The organism is Photorhabdus tasmaniensis (assembly GCF_011189505.1).
Classification (GTDB): domain Bacteria; phylum Pseudomonadota; class Gammaproteobacteria; order Enterobacterales; family Enterobacteriaceae; genus Photorhabdus; species Photorhabdus tasmaniensis.
In genome coordinates, this window is sequence record NZ_PUJU01000002.1 from 1 (window position 1) to 18026 (window position 18026).

The following is an 18026-nucleotide window of genomic DNA, read 5'->3' on the forward strand; positions in this document are numbered from 1 at the left end:
GATACCGCTGATCCCGAGGGTTTTATCCGGCGACTGGCAGAACAGTCCCCGAGGTATGAGGAGGTACTGATGACAATAGCACAAAGATTGGAACATAAAGCACGTCAGGAAGGGCGTCAGGAAGGGCGTCAGGAAGGACGTCAAGAGGGACGCCAGGAAGGGCACCAAGAGGCAACGTTAAAAATTGCTCATGCATTGCTGAATAGCGGAATCGATCGTGACACGGTGATGAAAACCACCGGGTTGAGCCAGAACGAACTGGAGCAAATACGCCATTAACTGGTACTGAGAGTTATTAAATCAGCATTCAACGATTCGTGTAAAAGAAGATTTTACGGCGACTGGCAGAACAGTCCCCGAGGTATGAGGAGGTACTGATGACAATAGCACAAAGATTGGAACATAAAGCACGTCAGGAAGGGCGTCGGGAGGGACGTCAGGAAGGGCGTCAAGAGGGACGCAAGGAAGGGCGTCAAGAGGGACGCAAGGAAGGGCACCAAGAGGGCCGCAAGGAAGGGCACCAAGAGGCAACGTTAAAAATTGCTCATGCATTGCTGAACAGCGGAATCGATCGTGAAACGGTGATGAAAACCACCGGGTTGAGCCAGAGTGAGCTTGAACAAATGTCCGGCAAATTTACTGTTGATACGTTATTGGTATAAAAATGCTTGAGTCAATGCACGAAACGCATAGAAGCCGCACATTTACATTCCAAGTGCTAAGACCGAGTCTGAATTTACGTGCTTTTGAAGTCTCCGTTCTTATCAGTAGAGCTGAGGTTAGTTGTATCGCCGTATTTCCCTTTTTCAGGAGATACGGCTCCGGGGAACAGTCACGGAAGTATGGCAAACGAACGAACGGGAAAACCAGATGCTTTTTTAGGTTTGGCGACAATGTTGAAAATGACTGCACCCCGGACAGGGACCTGGTCCAAATTAGCCAAAAGTTCTATCTGATAAGTATCTTGCTTTAATACATAGTCTTCACCCAACAACGCATTATTCTTTCTGAAATCTTTAGCGGCGTCGGTATCAAATGTTTCATGTCCAATGGCTTTAACATGGCGTTCCTCAAATAAAAATTTGAGTGCATCCATTCCCCACCCAGGTATTTGGTTATTGCCACGATCATCTTTATTATCCATAGCTTCCTGAGATGGCCAGCGTTTACTCCAGTCAGTTCTGAGTGCAACGAAAGTTCCCGCCTCGATAATTCCATACTCTTCTTCAAATTTAAGAATATCTTCTTTAGACAGTGAGAAATTAGGATCCTGTTTTGCTCTTTCTGACTGATTAAGTACGATTAAAGGTAGAACCAATTCTTTTAATTCCAGCTCATCAAGATAACGGGCATTAGGAACAAAATGACAGGGAGCATCAATGTGAGTCCCATATTGACCGGGGAAAGAAAATTGTTGAACAAGAAAGCCATCCTTATAATCAAACAGTGTCTTAAACTCGGCTGGTTCAAACATGAAAAAGTGGGGAGAGTCTTTATCAAAGCTATGGGTCAAATCGACCCACTTCTTCGATTTCAGTAAAGTGAGTGCTTGTAAGATGTTATTTGACATAAAAATCTCATTTTTGATAATTGTTGATATTTTTTATCGATATATTTTTTCTATAAAAAACAAATATATAGACCTTAATCAATTTAAAGAGTTAACTATTTCTTCAAATGTTGTCTTTGAATCTATTGTCTGATAGAAACCATTTTCGACATGCATTGGTATAACTATAGTCGTATTTTTCAATATTGGTTGGTGGATTCACATGATAAGTGCAACATCGCTATTTCTGACTTTAATGAGAATGGAATAATAGTCAATCCATAGACATTTTGGAAAAATAACTTGGTACAACAGCTTACATCATTCTTCCGTAGCCGTGTAATCATTGTCAATAAAAATTTTATATTGGCAATCTCTGCTTTTATCGCCAGCGTCAAATGGGTATTTCTAAATACCTGTATTGTTATCCGCAGGCATTTTTTAATTCTTTTCAATAAGAATTATCTATTGAGTCCAATCCATTTCCTGAACAAAGTAGAACCGATGATGACAGGAATAGAACCAAGGAGCATGAAAAAATTGACTCCTAAGTTATGAGGTTCGACGTCCAATGGGATGAAAAACTACGCTATTCTGTCGGCTAACTGCATTTCCCCGAAGGCGCAAATAAACTTAAAAAATATGTCACGTCCGCAAAAATAACCATAGAAGGGGGTATTGATGCTCTCTATTTTGCTATCGGTCACATTATTTTCCATTCCATTAACTAAGAATAAGTAATAGTCCGCTTCGGGGCGTCTCAACTTTGAGCGTTCCCTGGAACACGCTTTCGCCCCTTACAGGCGAAATAGCTTCAATTGTTACTTAAATTATTTTAAACTATTTTTCGATTATATAGTTTTTTAAATTGACGGCTTTGCTAAATTCAGTATTATATATATATAATTCAATAACTTACGCATCGGTTAGGTTCGGTGACCGTTGGGGTGAAGAAACCGGCGATAGTCCGGTTTCTTTGTATGTATACGGGAATAAATTTCGTGCGCACACCATTTTTTGTCGATGATTACAATTTATATTACGGTTTGCTAGCTGGAACAAAGTATAAATGGCTCAACCTTCTTGGCCTGCTTTCTTATATTACCGATGGGTGCGCAGCATCTATATCCTGTGCTATCTGCGTGACCCGCAGTTAGAACAGAACGTGTATCGCTTGCAATTCGGCCATCTTATCTCGGCTGCGGAAAAAGTTTAATGCGGAAGGCAACACTTAAGGCTCTTGCCTTTATCACCCAAATATCGCCAGTAGCTTGGTGGTATATCCTGCTGAACGGGCATTACACCTTCCAGAACGACGGGAAAATCATCGACCTTAATGCGCTTGTGGCAGGACTAAATTAACAACAAGCGGCAGCAGTCATTCTCTACATTGCCTAATGTTTTCAGTTTACAAAGGTAGGCACGTACGCAATATGGAAAAAAGAACAAATGAGTATTGAGTCGCCCCATTTTTCCCCGGAATTGGATACCGGCCTGATTTGCCTGACCATGTTGGCCAGGTTTCACAACATAGCCATATCGACCGAACAACTTTCACACGAATTTTCTACCACCAATCAAGGGGTTACTCTGCAAGAGCTGCTGCTGGCTGCACGGAAGTCGGGGCTGAAAGCCAAGGTTGTGCGCACCACACTTGCCAGGCTTGAGCACACGCCATTGCCCGCTATTGCCGTTGACCGAGATGGGACGTTTTTTATTTTGGCCAAGCTGGATCAGGAACAAGCTTTGATTCAGGATCCGCGTTCGGCACGGCCCGAAGTTATCAGCTTCGAGGGGCTTGAGCAGCGTTGGACTGGGCAACTGGTGCTGGTGCGTTCCAGTAACGGTGTGTCCGGCGAATCCTCGCGTTTTGACTTCACTTGGTTTATCCCGGCTATCGTCAAATACCGCAAGTTGTTGGGTGAAGTTTTACTGGGATCTTTTGCCTTGCAGCTGTTTGCCTTAGTGACTCCGTTGTTCTTTCAACTAGTTATGGACAAAGTACTGGTGCACCATGGCCTCACCACGCTGGATGTTGTCGCAGCGGGGTTGCTGGGCATCATGCTGTTCGAGTCGGCCTTGAGCGGTCTTCGTAGTTACGTGTTTTCCCATACGACCAGCCGTATTGATGTGGAGTTGGGTTCGGGTCTGTTTCGGCATTTAATCAATTTACCGCTGGCTTACTTCCAGGCCAGGCGCGTCGGTGATTCTGTTGCTCGTGTACGTGAACTGGAAAACATTCGTAGTTTCCTCACCGGCAACGCCATTACGCTGATGATCGATGTCTTTTTTTCCTTGGTATTCATCGTGGTAATGCTTTTTTACAGTGGCTGGCTGACGCTCATTGTACTGTTGTCTTTGCCACTCTATGCTCTGGTATCGGCGTTGGTGACACCTCTCTTGCGTAAGCGATTACAGGACAGCTTCACCCGCAACGCCGAAAATCAGGCGTTTCTTGTTGAAACAGTAAATGGCATCGATACCTTGAAGTCAATGGCGGTTGAACCGCAGATCATTCGTAAATGGGATAACCAGATGGCGACTTATGTGGCCGCAGGTTTCAAAACTCAAACCTTGTCTACTCTCGCCAATGAAAGTGTTTCACTTATCGGTAAGCTGGTGACTGTCGCTACACTCTGGCTTGGTGCCCGCCTTGTGATCGAGGGGCAGCTGTCGGTGGGGGAACTGATTGCATTCAATATGCTGGCTGGTCGTGTCAGCGGTCCTATTATGCGCTTGGCGCAACTATGGACCAGTTTCCAGCAAACCGGAGTATCGGTACAGCGTCTGGGTGACATCCTCAATTCCCGTACTGAATTGTCTCAGGCTACACGTAGTGCAGTACCGCCGCTCAAGGGGAGGGTAGAGTTTGAACAGGTGCATTTTCGTTATCGTCCCGATGGCTCTGAGGTGCTGCGCGGCATCAACTTGGTCATTGGTGCGGGAGAAATCATTGGAGTGGTTGGCCGCTCCGGTTCTGGCAAGAGCACCCTGACTCGCTTGTTGCAGCGGCTTTACGTTCCGGAGCGCGGGCGGGTTATGGTCGATGGCATGGATCTGGCATTGGCTGATGTGTCTTCGCTGCGCCGGCAGATTGGTGTGGTGTTGCAGGACAATATGCTATTCAACCGCAGCATTCGTGAAAACATCGCCTTGAGCGATCCGGGTGCTCCGCTCGAAGTGGTCATGCACGCCGCCCGCATGGCTGGAGCCCATGAATTCATTCTTGAACTGCCTGAGGGTTACGACACGATGGTGGGTGAGCACGGTACGTCACTTTCGGGCGGTCAGCGGCAACGGGTGGCAATTGCCCGGGCCTTGATCGGCAATCCTCGCATTTTGATTTTCGACGAGGCGACCAGTGCGCTGGACTACGAGTCTGAACGGGTGGTCCAGCAGAACATGCAAAGCATTTGCAAGGGACGCACGGTCATCATTATTGCCCATCGGTTGTCGGCCGTACGCGACGCGCATCGTATCCTCGTGATGGATCGCGGGCAGATCGTTGAACAGGGTGCCCACGCTGAGTTACTGGTGCGCCAGGATGGTCATTATTCACGACTGTATCGAATGCAGCAGAGCTGAGAGTCTTCCATTTCCCGGCACGTACGATAACACCGGCTAATAACGTAACCAGAGGTAGAAGTGATCAAGACAAACATACCCCAATTCAAGGAAAATAACTTCGTATGAGTGCCACTCTTTCCTTATTGCAGCGCTATCGCCACGCGTGGCATCAGTCCTGGTGCCAACGTAAAAGCATGGATGTGTCGCCGCGGCTCGCTCATGAATTACAGTTTTTACCGACGGCTTTGGAATTGCAGGAAACACCTGTTCACCCAGCGCCGAGAGTTTTCATCTGGAGCATCATGGGCTTCGCTTTATTGGCATTGCTTTGGGCTTGCATTGGCAAAATAGAGGTAGTGGCGGTCGCTCCGGGAAAGGTCGTTCCCAGTGGCAAAACCAAGCTGATTCAACCCAGCGAAACGGCGGTAGTCAGAGCGATCCATGTCAATGACGGTCAGGCGGTGAAAGTTGGCGAGTTATTGATCGAACTCGACCCGACTGCGGCAAACGCCGATGTTGGTCGGATCCAGAGCGAGTTGCTGGCTGCGCGTATCGACAGTGCGCGGAGCACAGCCATGCTTGATGCGATCAATCAGCAACAGCCGCCAGCGTCGCTGGTAGGAACGATTGCCAACGCCAACCCAGAGCAGGTGCTCAGTGCCCAGAGTTGGCTTCAAGGACAATATCAGGAATACCGTAGCAACCTGGAGTTGGTGGACGCCGAAATCCGTCAACGCAGCGCCGAAATCCAATCTGCTCATGCTCAGGTGGCTAGCCTGCGAAAAACGCTGCCGATTACCACGCGATTGACCGAGGACTACCAACGGTTATTGACGAAACAGTATGTGTCGCAGCATGAATATCTGGAAAAAGAGCAAACCCGGTTGGATCTGCAACGTCAGTTAAGTGTGCAGCAGGCCAGTGTCTTGCAGCACACTGCCGCCCAAGAGGAGGCGCGACGTCGGCGTGAAGCTGTTATTGCGCAAAATCGCCGCGCTATGCTTGATCTGCAACAGGATGCTAACCAGAAAGAGGCGATTTTGAGCCAGGAATTGGCGAAAGCTCGTCATCAGGAAACCCTGACCAGCCTCAAAGCACCTGTGGCGGGTACAGTTCAACAACTCGCAGTCCATACCGTTGGTGGAGTGGTGACAGAGGCTCAACCACTGATGGTTATCGTCCCCGCAAACCAACCGATAGAAGTGGAAGCTATGCTGGAAAATAAAGATGTGGGGTTCGTACACACAGGTCAATTGGTCACCGTCAAGGTGGAAACCTTCAATTTCACCAAGTACGGCACTGTTGATGGTGAAGTGCTCAGCGTGTCGAACGATGCCATCGAAGACGAAAAGCGTGGACTCATCTATAGCACCCGTATTCGTCTGAAATCTGATCACTTGTTGGTCAATGGTCAGCGAGTCGCTCTGTCTCCGGGCATGTCGATCACGGCAGAAATAAAAACCGATCAGCGTCGAGTGATTGACTACTTCCTGAGCCCATTGCAGCAGCATCTGGATGAAAGTTTGAGAGAGCGGTAAAAGAATGAATGCTTGGTGAGGGCTTTTCTGTGGACCCGGTTCGTCATATTCATCGTTTTTTGGGTTTGAGATAAGTTGCTGTTAATGTTTTTCGCAGTCTTACTTTGTTTGGAGTGACATGGTGAAGGTATTACGTGTGCATGAAAGGTTTAAAAACTGGCGAAACATTATTATTTTTATGAGCTGCATCTTATTAATGGCATGCTCTAAGTACATTGATATATACAGACCGATTGACGTATCGAAGTTTGGTCAATCAGTGAAAATTGATTTTGAAATCAGCAAGGAAGGAAATTATCAGTTTGTCCTGCTGTTTGCTACTACGGATGATTATGGTGAAATGGAAAGGCGGTTTGAATTGTTTGGGAGAGTTTATAAAGACGGAGTAATAACCCCCGTTTCACTCCATATCGTTAAAGATGGCAAGATTTTTTTTGACAAGAAAATAAACGCTGCGCGATCCGAAGGAGCGCGTACCGTCAATTACGAAGAGAGAAGGATAAATACGGCTGTGCGAGAAATTAAAGCATTTTCATTACCTCCCGGACGCTACTCTGCGGTAATTACCACCTTGGAGGATGTACCTGTTTTTAATGGTATTGAGAGTTTCGTTGAATTCAACCATTACGATCCGAAGATTTAAAAATGGTATCAGTATAAACAAAGGAAATATGAAAATTTGGAGTGAGGAAATGAAAGTATTACGTATACATGAGAAGTTAAAAAAATGGCGAAACATTATTGTTTTTATAAGCTGTATATTATTAATGGCCTGCTCTAAGTACATTGATATATACAGACCGATTGACGTATCGAAGTCTGGTCAATCAGTAAAAATTGATTTTGAACTCAGCAAGGAAGGCAATTATCAGTTTGCCCTGCTGTTTGAAACTGGGGATGGTCATGATGAAATGGAAAGGCGGTTTAAGTTGTTTGGGAGAGTTAATAAAGATGGAGTAATAACCCCTGTTTCACTCCATATCATTAAAGATGGCAAGATTTTTTTTGACAAGAAAATAAACGCTGCGGGATCCGAAGGAGGGCGTGTCTTCAATTACGAAGAGAGAAGGATAAATACGGCTGTGCGAGAAATTAAAACATTTTTATTACCTCCCGGACGCTACTCTGCGGTAATTACTACCCTGGAGGATGTGCCTGTTTTTAATGATATTGAGAGTTTTGTTGAATTCGGCTATTACGATCCGAAGATTTGATCTATGTAGAAAAAACAAAGAGAAATAACAGCTAGAGGAAATAATAAGTATGGAAAAGAAATACACTGTAACCTATAAAGTTGCTCCGATGGGGGCTAAGTATGTTTATCAGGAAGATAAGGGAAAGAGCAAAGCGGGAGACATACACAAGTCGTCCGGCGGTCATATGTGGTATGTGATGAATGACGGCAACGGAAATGAAAGAAGTGTCGGTTTCGAGTCAAAGGAAGGTGTGCCAGTTGGAGTAGGAAACGTAACTCCTCATGATAATGCGGCCTACCAAGAGACCACTTATGAAGTCACCATCGCGTTGACTGAGAAACAGTACAATGCGTTAAGCGACTTCTCAGACAAGCCAGAGTCAGGTGGATTTAATCCTGATACCTATTGGGTGAATTCCAACAGTTGCGTAGATTTCGTGTATTACTCATTACAATCTATTGGGTACAATCACAAGAATTTCCTAGGAAATATTTTTGAAGGAAATCTGGTTCCCAATACTAATCCTATTATTTTGAAAGCTATGCTTACATCTTATGGAGCTCAAATCATTCGGGACGACCTCATGCGTAATGGTGATCATTATGAAAAAAGAGTTGTTCCATGGTCTACCCCTAAATGGCTTAAACCGGTAGGTACCGAGGGTACACTTCCCAGCCCACCAAAAAGCTTAATTAATATTGATATCAATTCCTCCCCACAACCGCAGAAGCATATTCAGGGCGAAAACAAAGCTCAGCAGGATGTTGCTAACGGGTTTATACAAAATTCTGCAACACATAAAATATCTGCCGTCGGGGATATGCTCAATAAAACAGACTTCGCCTCCACCCAAATGGCGGGTTTTGCCACCGGTGGCATTCGTCCCGGTGAAATGCAGCTTGACCCCAATGTCAAACCCAACAGCTATCTGTCGGAGTTCTACAAGCCTTTCTACCAACCCGGGGACACTAGTAAGCTGGACTTCGGCTTACGCAACGCCGTGACGTTGAACGGCTTGTCGGCGATGACAACGTTTAACACTTATGTTGACCCGCTGTTATTGGATCTGAGCGGCAATGGTGTGCACATGACTGATATCCGTGACGGCGTGCTATTCGACATGGATAACAGTGGCATGCTTAAGCGCAGCGGCTGGGCGGATCGTAATACCGGAATACTGGTGATCGACGATGGTAGCGGCCAGATAAAAAATGCCAGCCAGATGTTTTCCGAATACTACGGTGGCAAGGCTGGGATAAACGGTGCCGCTGGCGAGAAAAAATTCAAGGATGGCTTCGGTGCTTTAGCCAGTGAAGATGCCAACAAAGACGGAGTGATTGATCAGAATGACCCGATCTGGAGCCAGTTGCGGGTCTGGGTTGACAGCACCCACGATGCAAAAGTCGGTGCGGGCGAACTCAAGACACTGGCGGAATTGGGTATTACCCAGATAAACGTTCGGGCTTCGGACAAAGCAGAAGTACGTGATGGGAACAGGGTTGTTGCCAGTGGATCTTTCACCATCAATGGCGAAACCCGTGAAATGCTAGCTGTTGATTTTCTCGGTGATCCCGTCAGTAATACCTTGAGTGCTGAGGGAGCTGGCACACGCGTGACCTCCACTCACAACGATATTACAACCACGGCTTACACCAGCCAGAGTGAAACAGATGAAACCTTAGATGCGGGGCAACTGGGGGTGAGCAATCTGTATGGTGGCAGCGGCAATGATACATTGATTGCGGCAAAAACCGGCAGTTGGCTGGTCGGGGGTGCAGGGAGCAATACCTATGTAGGTGGTGCTGGCGATGATGTTTTTGTTATCAGCGCTTCTGACGATACGAAAAATATTCACGGTAATGGAGGGCACGATACGGCGATCATTGTCGGTAACCAAAGTGTGGCACTGGACATGGATCGGGCAGGTTTAACTATTGCCCAAGGCGGGAGCGGCAATGATACCATCATAAGTGGCGGTGCCAACGGTGTCTTTATCAAGGGGGGCTCCGGCAATTCGACTCTGATAGGTGGAATGGGTAATGATGTCCTGGTCGGCGGCAGTGGGCACAACACCATCGTTGGTGGCACTGGTAAGTCGGTTATCTATGCCGGTCCTCAGGGTGACACAATTTACGCCTCCAAAGGCGGCAGCATCATTCACGCAGGTGGCGGTGCCGATAAGATTTTCGGCGGTGTGGGTGACGACGTTATCGAAGTGGGTCACGGCAATGCCACGATTGATGGGGACGGCGGGGTCAACATAGTCAGCCTGCACGGTAACCACGGCGATTATCGAATCACCCGCACCGACAGTGGGTATGAAGTGGCCGACAAGATTGCTGGGCGTGACGGCACAGTAACGCTGAAAAATATCCAGAAACTCAATTTTTCGGATATTTCGGCGGTTGATTTACAAATACCTAATGCGATGCCTGTCGAGGATGTCCTCACTCACGACAAGGACGGCAAGGTTTTTGATCGTACTCAGGCTCATCTGATTGCCGCAGAAAGTCTGCTGGCTAACGATCAGCACCTCAACAGTCAGGGAGGTCTGCGCATTGCCAATGTTGGGGATGCGATAGGCGGTACGGTCAGCCTTACAGCTCAGGGCGATGTTTTGTTTACGCCGGATGCAGATTACACCGGTGTAATTAGCTTTAAATATGGTGTAACTGACGCAGCTGGTAATCCGTCAGCATCGGTAGTCGATCTGAGTAGTGGGGAAACAGCGCCGATGCGCGCCGTTGCCACATTACTGACCCCGGAAGTGCCTCTCGATCCATTGGCTGCTCAGCAATGGTATCTGAGCGATGCCAACATTCTGCCGGTCTGGAAGGACTACACCGGTAAGGGGGTACGCATTGGTCAGTTCGAGCCGGGCGGCCAGTTCGCCACCGCGCCCGAAATCTTTGATATCAATCACCCCGACCTTGCGGCGAATGTTGACAAAGCTTGGTTGCAGACTCAACAAACCAATGGCACCTTGCCGAACGTGGTGTCGAACCACGCGACAATGGTGGCGGGTGTGATGGTCGCGGCGAAAAATAATACAGGGGGCGTCGGGGTTGCCCATGATGCTACATTGGGCGGCTATTATCTGGCCAATAGCGGTGCTGATCTTGCGGGACTGGGGCATATGGTCAGTTTTGACGTTGCCAACAATAGCTGGGGATTTACCAACGATTTCGTGCTCAGCAGCTTTCAGGACGGCTCTATAGATACTGCCGCATCGCTGAGCATGAATGCGCAGTACGCGGCAGCTAATGGTCGTGGCGGATTGGGTACCGTCATCGTGGCGGCGGGCGGCAACCATCGTGCGGAAGGCGGTAATGCCCAAGGGTCGCTGACCAATAACAACCGCTTTTCGGTGGAAGTCGGTGCGATCAACGCACAGGGCGATTTGTCGACTTTGCAGATTGGCTCTTCACCGTTCTCCAACCCGGGAGCCAGCCTATTGGTTTCGGCACCCGGTAGCAATGTCGTGTCGACCAGCTATATGCTGAAAACCGATCGTGGCTCAACCTTCGGCAATGACTACACCAGCATGCAAGGCACCAGCTTTGCCGCTCCGATAGTCTCCGGTGTTGTTGCGCTGATGCTTGAGGCCAACCCGAACTTAGGCTATCGGGATGTGCAGCAGATCCTTGCTCTATCCGCTCGCAAGATCAACGACCCCTCTACCGAATGGAGCGATAATAACAGCCACAGCTGGAATGGCGGCGGCATGCATACCAGCAACGATTATGGCTTTGGTCAAGTCGATGCGCGGGCCGCTGTTCGCTTGGCCGAGTCTTGGATGACCCAAAGCACCGCTGCCAATGAGTACGTCTATAGCGCATCCAGCGGGCCTCTAGGTAAAACCTTGGCAGCGGGTGAGACGTTGACGTCTTCCATCGCCATGAATGCCGGTCTGAATGTCGAGCATGTCGAGATCGATTTTGACGCTCAGGTAGGCCGTCTTGGCGATCTGACGCTCAAACTGATCTCTCCTGATGGCACTCAGAGCATATTGCTCAATCGTCAGGGTAAGGTGCCAGACGGCATGCCGGGCGCGAGTGCGGCCGATCTGGGTAGCAGCCAGTCGGGGAAGTTCAAGTACAGCTTTATGTCAACCCATGATTTTGGTGAACGCTCGGTTGGCAACTGGACCCTACAGGTGACCGATGCGAGTTCCGGCCTGCCGGTCACATTAAATACCTGGTCGCTACGTTTGTACGGCAGCAAGAGCACCCCGGATGACACTTACTTTTACACCGACGAATATATCCAATCGGTGGTCGAGCAGGCCAACCGCACGGTGCTGGATGATGCGGTCAATGGCGTGGCGGGTGGGCGTAATACCCTCAATGCGGCGGCTGTTTCGCGGGATACCTCGGTCAACTTGCTGACCGGTGTTGCTAGCATTGGCGGCACAGCGTTGACGATAAAGGATCCGTCGAACATTCAGAACATCGTCACCGGTGATGGCAATGATACGCTGGTCGCTGGTAATGCCGATGCATTGCTTGATGGCGGGCGTGGGAACAACATGCTGGCAGGCGGTGCGGGCAAGGACTTTTTTGTGGTCCACCGCCGTGAGGCAGGCAGCGATGTTATTAGCAACTTTGAGGCCGCTCGTGGCGAAATCATCGATCTGGTAGGATTTCGTGGAAAAACGTTTGCCGATCTGCGGCTGACACAGCAGGAGGCGGATGTTAAGGTCGATCTGGGTAAGGAGCAGAACATTGTCCTGAAAAACCAGACACTCGCCGGGATCGGTGCGGCGAACTTCAAGTTCCAGGACACCTTTATCGCCCCGATGGCTTACACAAGTAGCGACACCTCAACGCTCCAGCCACAGGAAGGTCTGGGAACCGTGATCCTCAAGGGCGGCGGCAAGGGCGTTATGCTCACTAGCGATGCTCAGGGTCAGATGAAATTTAGCTTGAATGGGACTATCTATAGTCATGACAGTGCGGTATCAGATGTTTTTGTGGTGGCTGCCCAATTAGGCGTTAAGGACTACAAGAATGCATTACGTGGGTTCCGTCACGGCATTGATAAAATTGATTTGCGTCAAACCGGAATCACTGATTTCAGCCAACTAACCATCTCTAAGAGCAATCGTGGCACGATTAACGGCCTGTCACAAATTCATGGCACTGACGTTATCTTTAATGGGGCCAGCGGTACTGATTCAAACGTGAAGCTGCTGTATCTCGATACCCTGGATACTTCGCAGGTTGATGCAAACGATTTCCTCTTTGCAGAGCTTGGGCCGGATTTGGTCCCAACGGTCGGGCCAGTGGTGACGCAATCTCCCGATAAACCGACGGTTACTGTACCGGGCTCATTGACACCAATTGTCGCTCCCCTTGATGTTGACAAGCCTTTACCGCTTCCCTCTATCGACCGGAAGCCGATTAGTATTCCCCCGAGGAAGCCGGTTAGCATTCCCCTTATTGACTGGAATCTCACTAAAATTTCTTCTATTGATATTGACCGGCAGATGATTAGACTTCCCCCAGTCAAACTGGAGCCGGTTAGCATTCCTCTTCTTGAACTACATCCAACGTTCACCGCTCCAAAAATTGAGCCGGCAGTAGAACCTACACCACTGACCACTGACCCCAATTCTATTACGGTCGAAAATCCTTTTGCCAAGGTTACTTTGGGGGACGAGAGCAAGACTATCAATGTGGAAGCTATAGGCGGCACAGTAGTTGCAGGCAACGGTGATAATAAGGTGAATGTGACGGGACGGGAGTCCGATATCACGCTAGGTAATGGTAACAACGTCATTATCGGCAATGTCAAAACACTAACAGTCGGACATGGTAATAATCGCATTACCAACACGGGAGTTTTTACGAAGGTGAAAGTTGGGGATGGTAATAATAATATCGTGGTCAGCGGTAGTACGCCGACGGTAGAAGTCGGGGATGGTAATAACAATATCGTGGCTAGCGGTCGTATGCCGGAGGTGAAAGTCGGGGATGGTAATAACAATATCGTGGTCAGCGGTAGTATGCCGACGGTAGAAGTCGGGCATGGGGTCAACGACGTGGAATTTAGTGGTGAGATGGGGAACTTGGTGTTCGGAAAGGATATCAGCCCTGATCGTCTGTGGTTCCAGCATGAAGGGAAGGATCTGCAAATTTCGGTCATTGGCAGCAAGCAGGAGGTAACACTGCATAATTGGTATGCCAGTCCTTCCGAACGACCAGATGACATCATGGCCGGTGACGGTCATCGGTTGATGGACAGTAATGTCGAACACCTTGTTCAGGCTATGGCTGCATTCGCGCCGCCGGCACCTGCGACCGCAATGCTCAGTGATGTCGAGCAACAGCGGCTGCAACCTGTGCTAGCCGCTAACTGGCACTGAATCAGTAACAAGACCCGCGATGGTTATCGCGGGTTTTCATAAGTCTGCCAGTTTGCCTGACTGATGTTCCAGCTGTTGTATAAAAACTCTGGCGCACTGAACCCGTAACGTACGTAGCTTTTTGTTACCCCGTTACTAACTCCATTCTCATTAACCGTTAATTAAATGTTATTGTTTGCTTGTAATATTACGTTTTTATCATATTTAATGTAATAAAATTACATGATATGGAAAATAACCGCTTAAAAGTGGTCAGATAAGTAGTAAATTTTCATTTTGTGCGGTAAAGTTTTAAACAATTTACAGATGGATTATTTTTAGGATTCTGCTGCACCGCGGGATCTTTTTTAGGAGGGTCTAATATGTCTGCATATCGTAAATATCCTCGGCACCAGATTCTTTTACGTCGTATTGGTGCTGTAACTGTAGGTGTGTTGGCGCTACCCGTTATGTTGTTTCGTTGTGATCGTGCTCGTTTTTACAGTTATTTGTACCGTGTATGGGTAAAAACCAGCGATAAGCCTGTATGGTTAGAGCAATCCGAGCTGGTTGCTCAAATCAGAAATAACTGATGTCTGGCGGGGAATCGGGTTCTCTGCTGTTGATATATAGTTAAATAGTTAAACGCCTTGCCTGTTTATTCTGGCAAGGCGTTTTGCTTTATCCGGAATCGGAAAAATTACAAAGCTCAATTGCTATGGTCAGTGCAGATGGGTATGTTACTCCCACACAACCAAATACAGGACGAATATGATGCATAATATTGAGCTGGAAAATGTGATTAACCAAGAGCTGAATGTTGGCGAGTTTCAGGATTATGCGCCCAATGGTTTACAAGTTGAAGGGCGTACTCATATTCAGCGGGTCGTTACCGGTGTCACAGCTTGTCAGGCGTTATTGGATGAAGCGGTTCGTCATCAGGCTGATGCAATTATCGTTCATCATGGCTATTTTTGGAAAAATGAACCAGCGGTGATTCGTGGCATGAAACATCGTCGTCTAAAGACGTTGCTCTGCAATGACATTAATTTATATGGCTACCATTTACCGCTGGATGCCCATCCATCACTGGGGAATAACGCGCAACTGGCCCAGAAGGTGGGGGCGAAAGTTATCGGGCTGATTGAGCCATTCGTGCCGTATGGGGAATTTGAGCAGCCAATAACGCCGATTGAGTTAGCTTCACGCATTGAACAGGCGCTGGGTCGCAAGGCATTGCATGTGGATGACAATGCTCCTGCACAGATTCGTACTCTTGCCTGGTGTACCGGCGGTGGGCAGAGCTTTATTCAACCGGCGGCTGAATTTGGTGTTGATGCGTTTATTACCGGTGAAGTTTCAGAGCAGACTGTTCATATCGCCCGTGAAATGGGGCTGCATTTTTATGCGGCGGGCCATCATGCCACTGAGCGTTATGGTGTTAAGGCGTTAGGTGAGTGGTTAGCTGATAATTATGGGTTGGATGTGACTTTTATTGATATTCCCAATCCGGCTTGATCAAGTTTTTCTAATTCGATAATAAACGAAGCCCACCAGAGTGGGCTTCAAAGCTTTTGACAAACTTTTCATATTTTCATAATTAACGTTGTTTTATCCGCTTTATAGAATTGTGAATTTTGATCCTGATGATCCGGCTACACACGCAAGCGGTGGCTACGTTTGATAATTTAGAGGGCAGGATAACGTGTATCTGCTCTTGAAAAACGAGCATACACTAAGGAAGATGGCGAGATCAATTTTTACGGTGATTTCAGTCGCGCTGGTATAACCTCAATTCCCACTAAGTCATTTCCCCAATAGGTTGTTGACCAACCCATTTAAAAACATCCCCAAAGACATAAGCAGAAGGCTACACACCTGCCAGGCTAGGGACGTAATACCATTAATAAATTTAAAAAACTACTATTGCTTTATAAAATTATCTCCATTCTTATTACCATTTCATGGCATTTAATACATTTCATTCCCCATTGTCAGGATTAAAGAACCAGATCTTGATCACATTTCATACTATTCATTCAGACAGGCAATTAATACCAAATTAGAATAGTTTAATAATGTCACTATCAAATTATTAACTATTATCTATGAGAAAATTATTTATTCATCACCGAAGCCTGGCAGGGCTTATTCTGCTGGCAATTTCCGCACTGGCACAGGCTTCAATCCCTGTCAGCCCTGCGGATCAAGAAACCATCACTCAACAACAAAAAGCCGTGTTGCAGCAAGCCCAACAGCAACGGGAAGCGCTGCGTCACAATATCCCCTTATCCCCTCAACCCGTTTTAACACCGAGTGCATCTGAATCTGTTTGCCACACCATTCAACGGATTGAATTTGCAGGTGCAGAAAGCCTGTCAAGGTCAGTCAAACAGAACTTGATCCACCCTTATTTATCTCATTGTTTAACTTTACAGGATATTAATGGGCTGATGCGTAAAGTATCGAATGCCTATATCGAACGAGGTTATGTCACATCCCATGCCAGCCTCAAAACACAGGATTTATCCTCCGGTACCCTTATTATTACCGTGAATGAAGGCAACATTGAGTCAATCAGCCTTGATGATGAAACACCCCTCTCACTCAAAATGGCCTTTCCGGGCATGGTTGGAAAAACACTCAATCTGCGGGATATTGAGCAAGGCATGGAGCGCTTGAACCGCCTGCCCTCCCAACAGGTGACCATTGATATTCAGCCAGGAAAGCAACCTGGCTATTCTGCGGTTATCTTAAAACGAACTTCGACACGTTTACCGATCAGTGCCAATTTGGGTGCGGATAACAGTGGTCAGAAAAGCACAGGCCCCGGACAAATCAATGCCAGTGTGAACCTGGATAATCCATTACATCTTGCTGATCAGTGGTCATTATCTGCCAGCCATAACAGTGATTTTCGCAATAGCCACCAAAACCGAAGCCTCACTTCTAATGTAACGATCCCTTATGGCTACTGGCTGTTCAGTTATCAATATGCGTGGAATGATTCCTTCCAGAATATCCTGGTTGACTCACCAGCCTATCGCTACGAAGGCGACGGCCAGACTCACCGGCTAACAATAAACCGGGGGTTATACCGTGATGGCGAACAGAAGCTGGCGCTGGATATGGGATTGACGCGCCGCCAGACAACCAATTTGTTGGCAGGAGAGAAATTATCCATCAGCAGTCCGGCACTCAGCACTATTAGCCTTGGTATTAACTACAGTTCCGCACTGGCAGGGAGCTATATCACATTTAACCCGGCAATAAGCCACGGTTTACCGGTGCTCGGTGCGACAAAAGATGATCCTCATTTCCCGGATGCACCACGGAGTCAATTCCGTAAATTTAGCCTGAGCGCCAGCTATTTTATGCCAGTTACAGATTCCATTTATTACCTTTCATCCATTTACGGCCAGACCACGCCGGACAACCTTTACGCCAGCGAACGTCTCTCGCTGGGTGGGCAATATTCCGTCAGGGGATTTAAAGAACAATATCTCACTGGCAACCGCGGCGGATATTGGCGCAATGAGCTGAACTGGCGAATTTCAGCGCTGCCTGTACTGGGTGAACTCTCCTTAACCGGTGCGCTGGATACGGGATGGTTACGGGGAAAAGCCAGACAAATTGATGGCGGTAATATCACCGGCACTGCGTTTGGCCTCTCACTGAATCACCGCAGGTTCAATCAGGCGATAACTGTTGGCAAGCCACTCACTCACCCTGACCACCTGAAACCGGATCACTGGGTGGTTTACTGGTCTGCATCACTCATTTTGTAATGATGCAAGACATAACCTATTGAAACAAAACATTTCCATTGC

Annotated in this window: 9 protein-coding genes and 4 pseudogenes; 11 read left to right on the top strand and 2 right to left on the bottom strand. The window is 47.7% G+C overall.

The genetic code is table 11. The annotated features are described in order from the left end of the window. A pseudogene (locus tag C5471_RS00675) lies at positions 1 to 279 on the top strand (ISNCY family transposase); the annotation flags it as partial. Between the two features lie 53 nt (positions 280 to 332). Then, positions 333 to 662 (top strand): annotated as a pseudogene (locus tag C5471_RS00680) (hypothetical protein); the annotation flags it as partial. Between the two features lie 170 nt (positions 663 to 832). On the opposite strand, the gene C5471_RS00685 reads toward C5471_RS00680, so the two are convergent. Continuing rightward, positions 833 to 1570, bottom strand: coding sequence for a cyclase family protein (locus C5471_RS00685; RefSeq protein ID WP_133815139.1), 738 nt, complete (start codon positions 1568 to 1570; stop codon positions 833 to 835). Positions 1571 to 2642: 1072 nt separating this feature from the next. Between C5471_RS00685 and C5471_RS24130 the strand changes: the two are divergent. The 6 genes and pseudogenes from C5471_RS24130 to C5471_RS00720 form a co-directional block, all read left to right on the top strand. Continuing rightward, positions 2643 to 2911, top strand: a pseudogene (locus C5471_RS24130) (hypothetical protein); the annotation flags it as partial. An 87-nt stretch (positions 2912 to 2998) separates the two neighbouring features. Next, positions 2999 to 5134 (top strand): type I secretion system permease/ATPase, encoded by a 2136-nt coding sequence (locus C5471_RS00700; protein ID WP_133815138.1) that lies wholly within the window; start codon positions 2999 to 3001, stop codon positions 5132 to 5134. 104 nt (positions 5135 to 5238) lie between these two features. Then, entirely contained in the window at positions 5239 to 6654 is a 1416-nt protein-coding gene (locus tag C5471_RS00705) for an HlyD family type I secretion periplasmic adaptor subunit (RefSeq protein WP_133815137.1), read from the top strand. A 121-nt stretch (positions 6655 to 6775) separates the two neighbouring features. Further along, the gene (locus C5471_RS00710) at positions 6776 to 7297 is read left to right on the top strand and encodes a DUF5625 family protein (protein ID WP_133815383.1); all 522 of its coding nucleotides are present in this window, start codon (positions 6776 to 6778) and stop codon (positions 7295 to 7297) included. 49 nt (positions 7298 to 7346) lie between these two features. Further along, positions 7347 to 7868, top strand: a complete 522-nt coding sequence (locus C5471_RS00715) for a DUF5625 family protein (protein WP_133815136.1) — start codon at positions 7347 to 7349, stop codon at positions 7866 to 7868. Between the two features lie 49 nt (positions 7869 to 7917). After that, positions 7918 to 14217, top strand: a complete 6300-nt coding sequence (locus tag C5471_RS00720) for a S8 family serine peptidase (protein ID WP_133815135.1) — start codon at positions 7918 to 7920, stop codon at positions 14215 to 14217. A 42-nt stretch (positions 14218 to 14259) separates the two neighbouring features. Here the strand turns inward: C5471_RS00720 and C5471_RS24135 are convergent. Next, positions 14260 to 14349, bottom strand: a pseudogene (locus tag C5471_RS24135) (hypothetical protein); the annotation flags it as partial. A gap of 230 nt (positions 14350 to 14579) precedes the next feature. Between C5471_RS24135 and C5471_RS00725 the strand changes: the two are divergent. The 3 genes from C5471_RS00725 (at position 14580) to C5471_RS00735 (ending at position 17984) form a co-directional block, all read left to right on the top strand. After that, the gene (locus tag C5471_RS00725) at positions 14580 to 14789 is read left to right on the top strand and encodes a YbfA family protein (RefSeq protein ID WP_133815134.1); all 210 of its coding nucleotides are present in this window, start codon (positions 14580 to 14582) and stop codon (positions 14787 to 14789) included. A 181-nt stretch (positions 14790 to 14970) separates the two neighbouring features. Continuing rightward, on the top strand, positions 14971 to 15714 hold the full coding sequence (locus C5471_RS00730) for a type 2 GTP cyclohydrolase I (RefSeq protein ID WP_133815382.1): 744 nt from the start codon (positions 14971 to 14973) through the stop codon (positions 15712 to 15714). A 590-nt stretch (positions 15715 to 16304) separates the two neighbouring features. Beyond that, entirely contained in the window at positions 16305 to 17984 is a 1680-nt protein-coding gene (locus tag C5471_RS00735) for a ShlB/FhaC/HecB family hemolysin secretion/activation protein (protein ID WP_133815133.1), read from the top strand. The last annotated feature ends 42 nt before the right edge of the window (positions 17985 to 18026 follow it).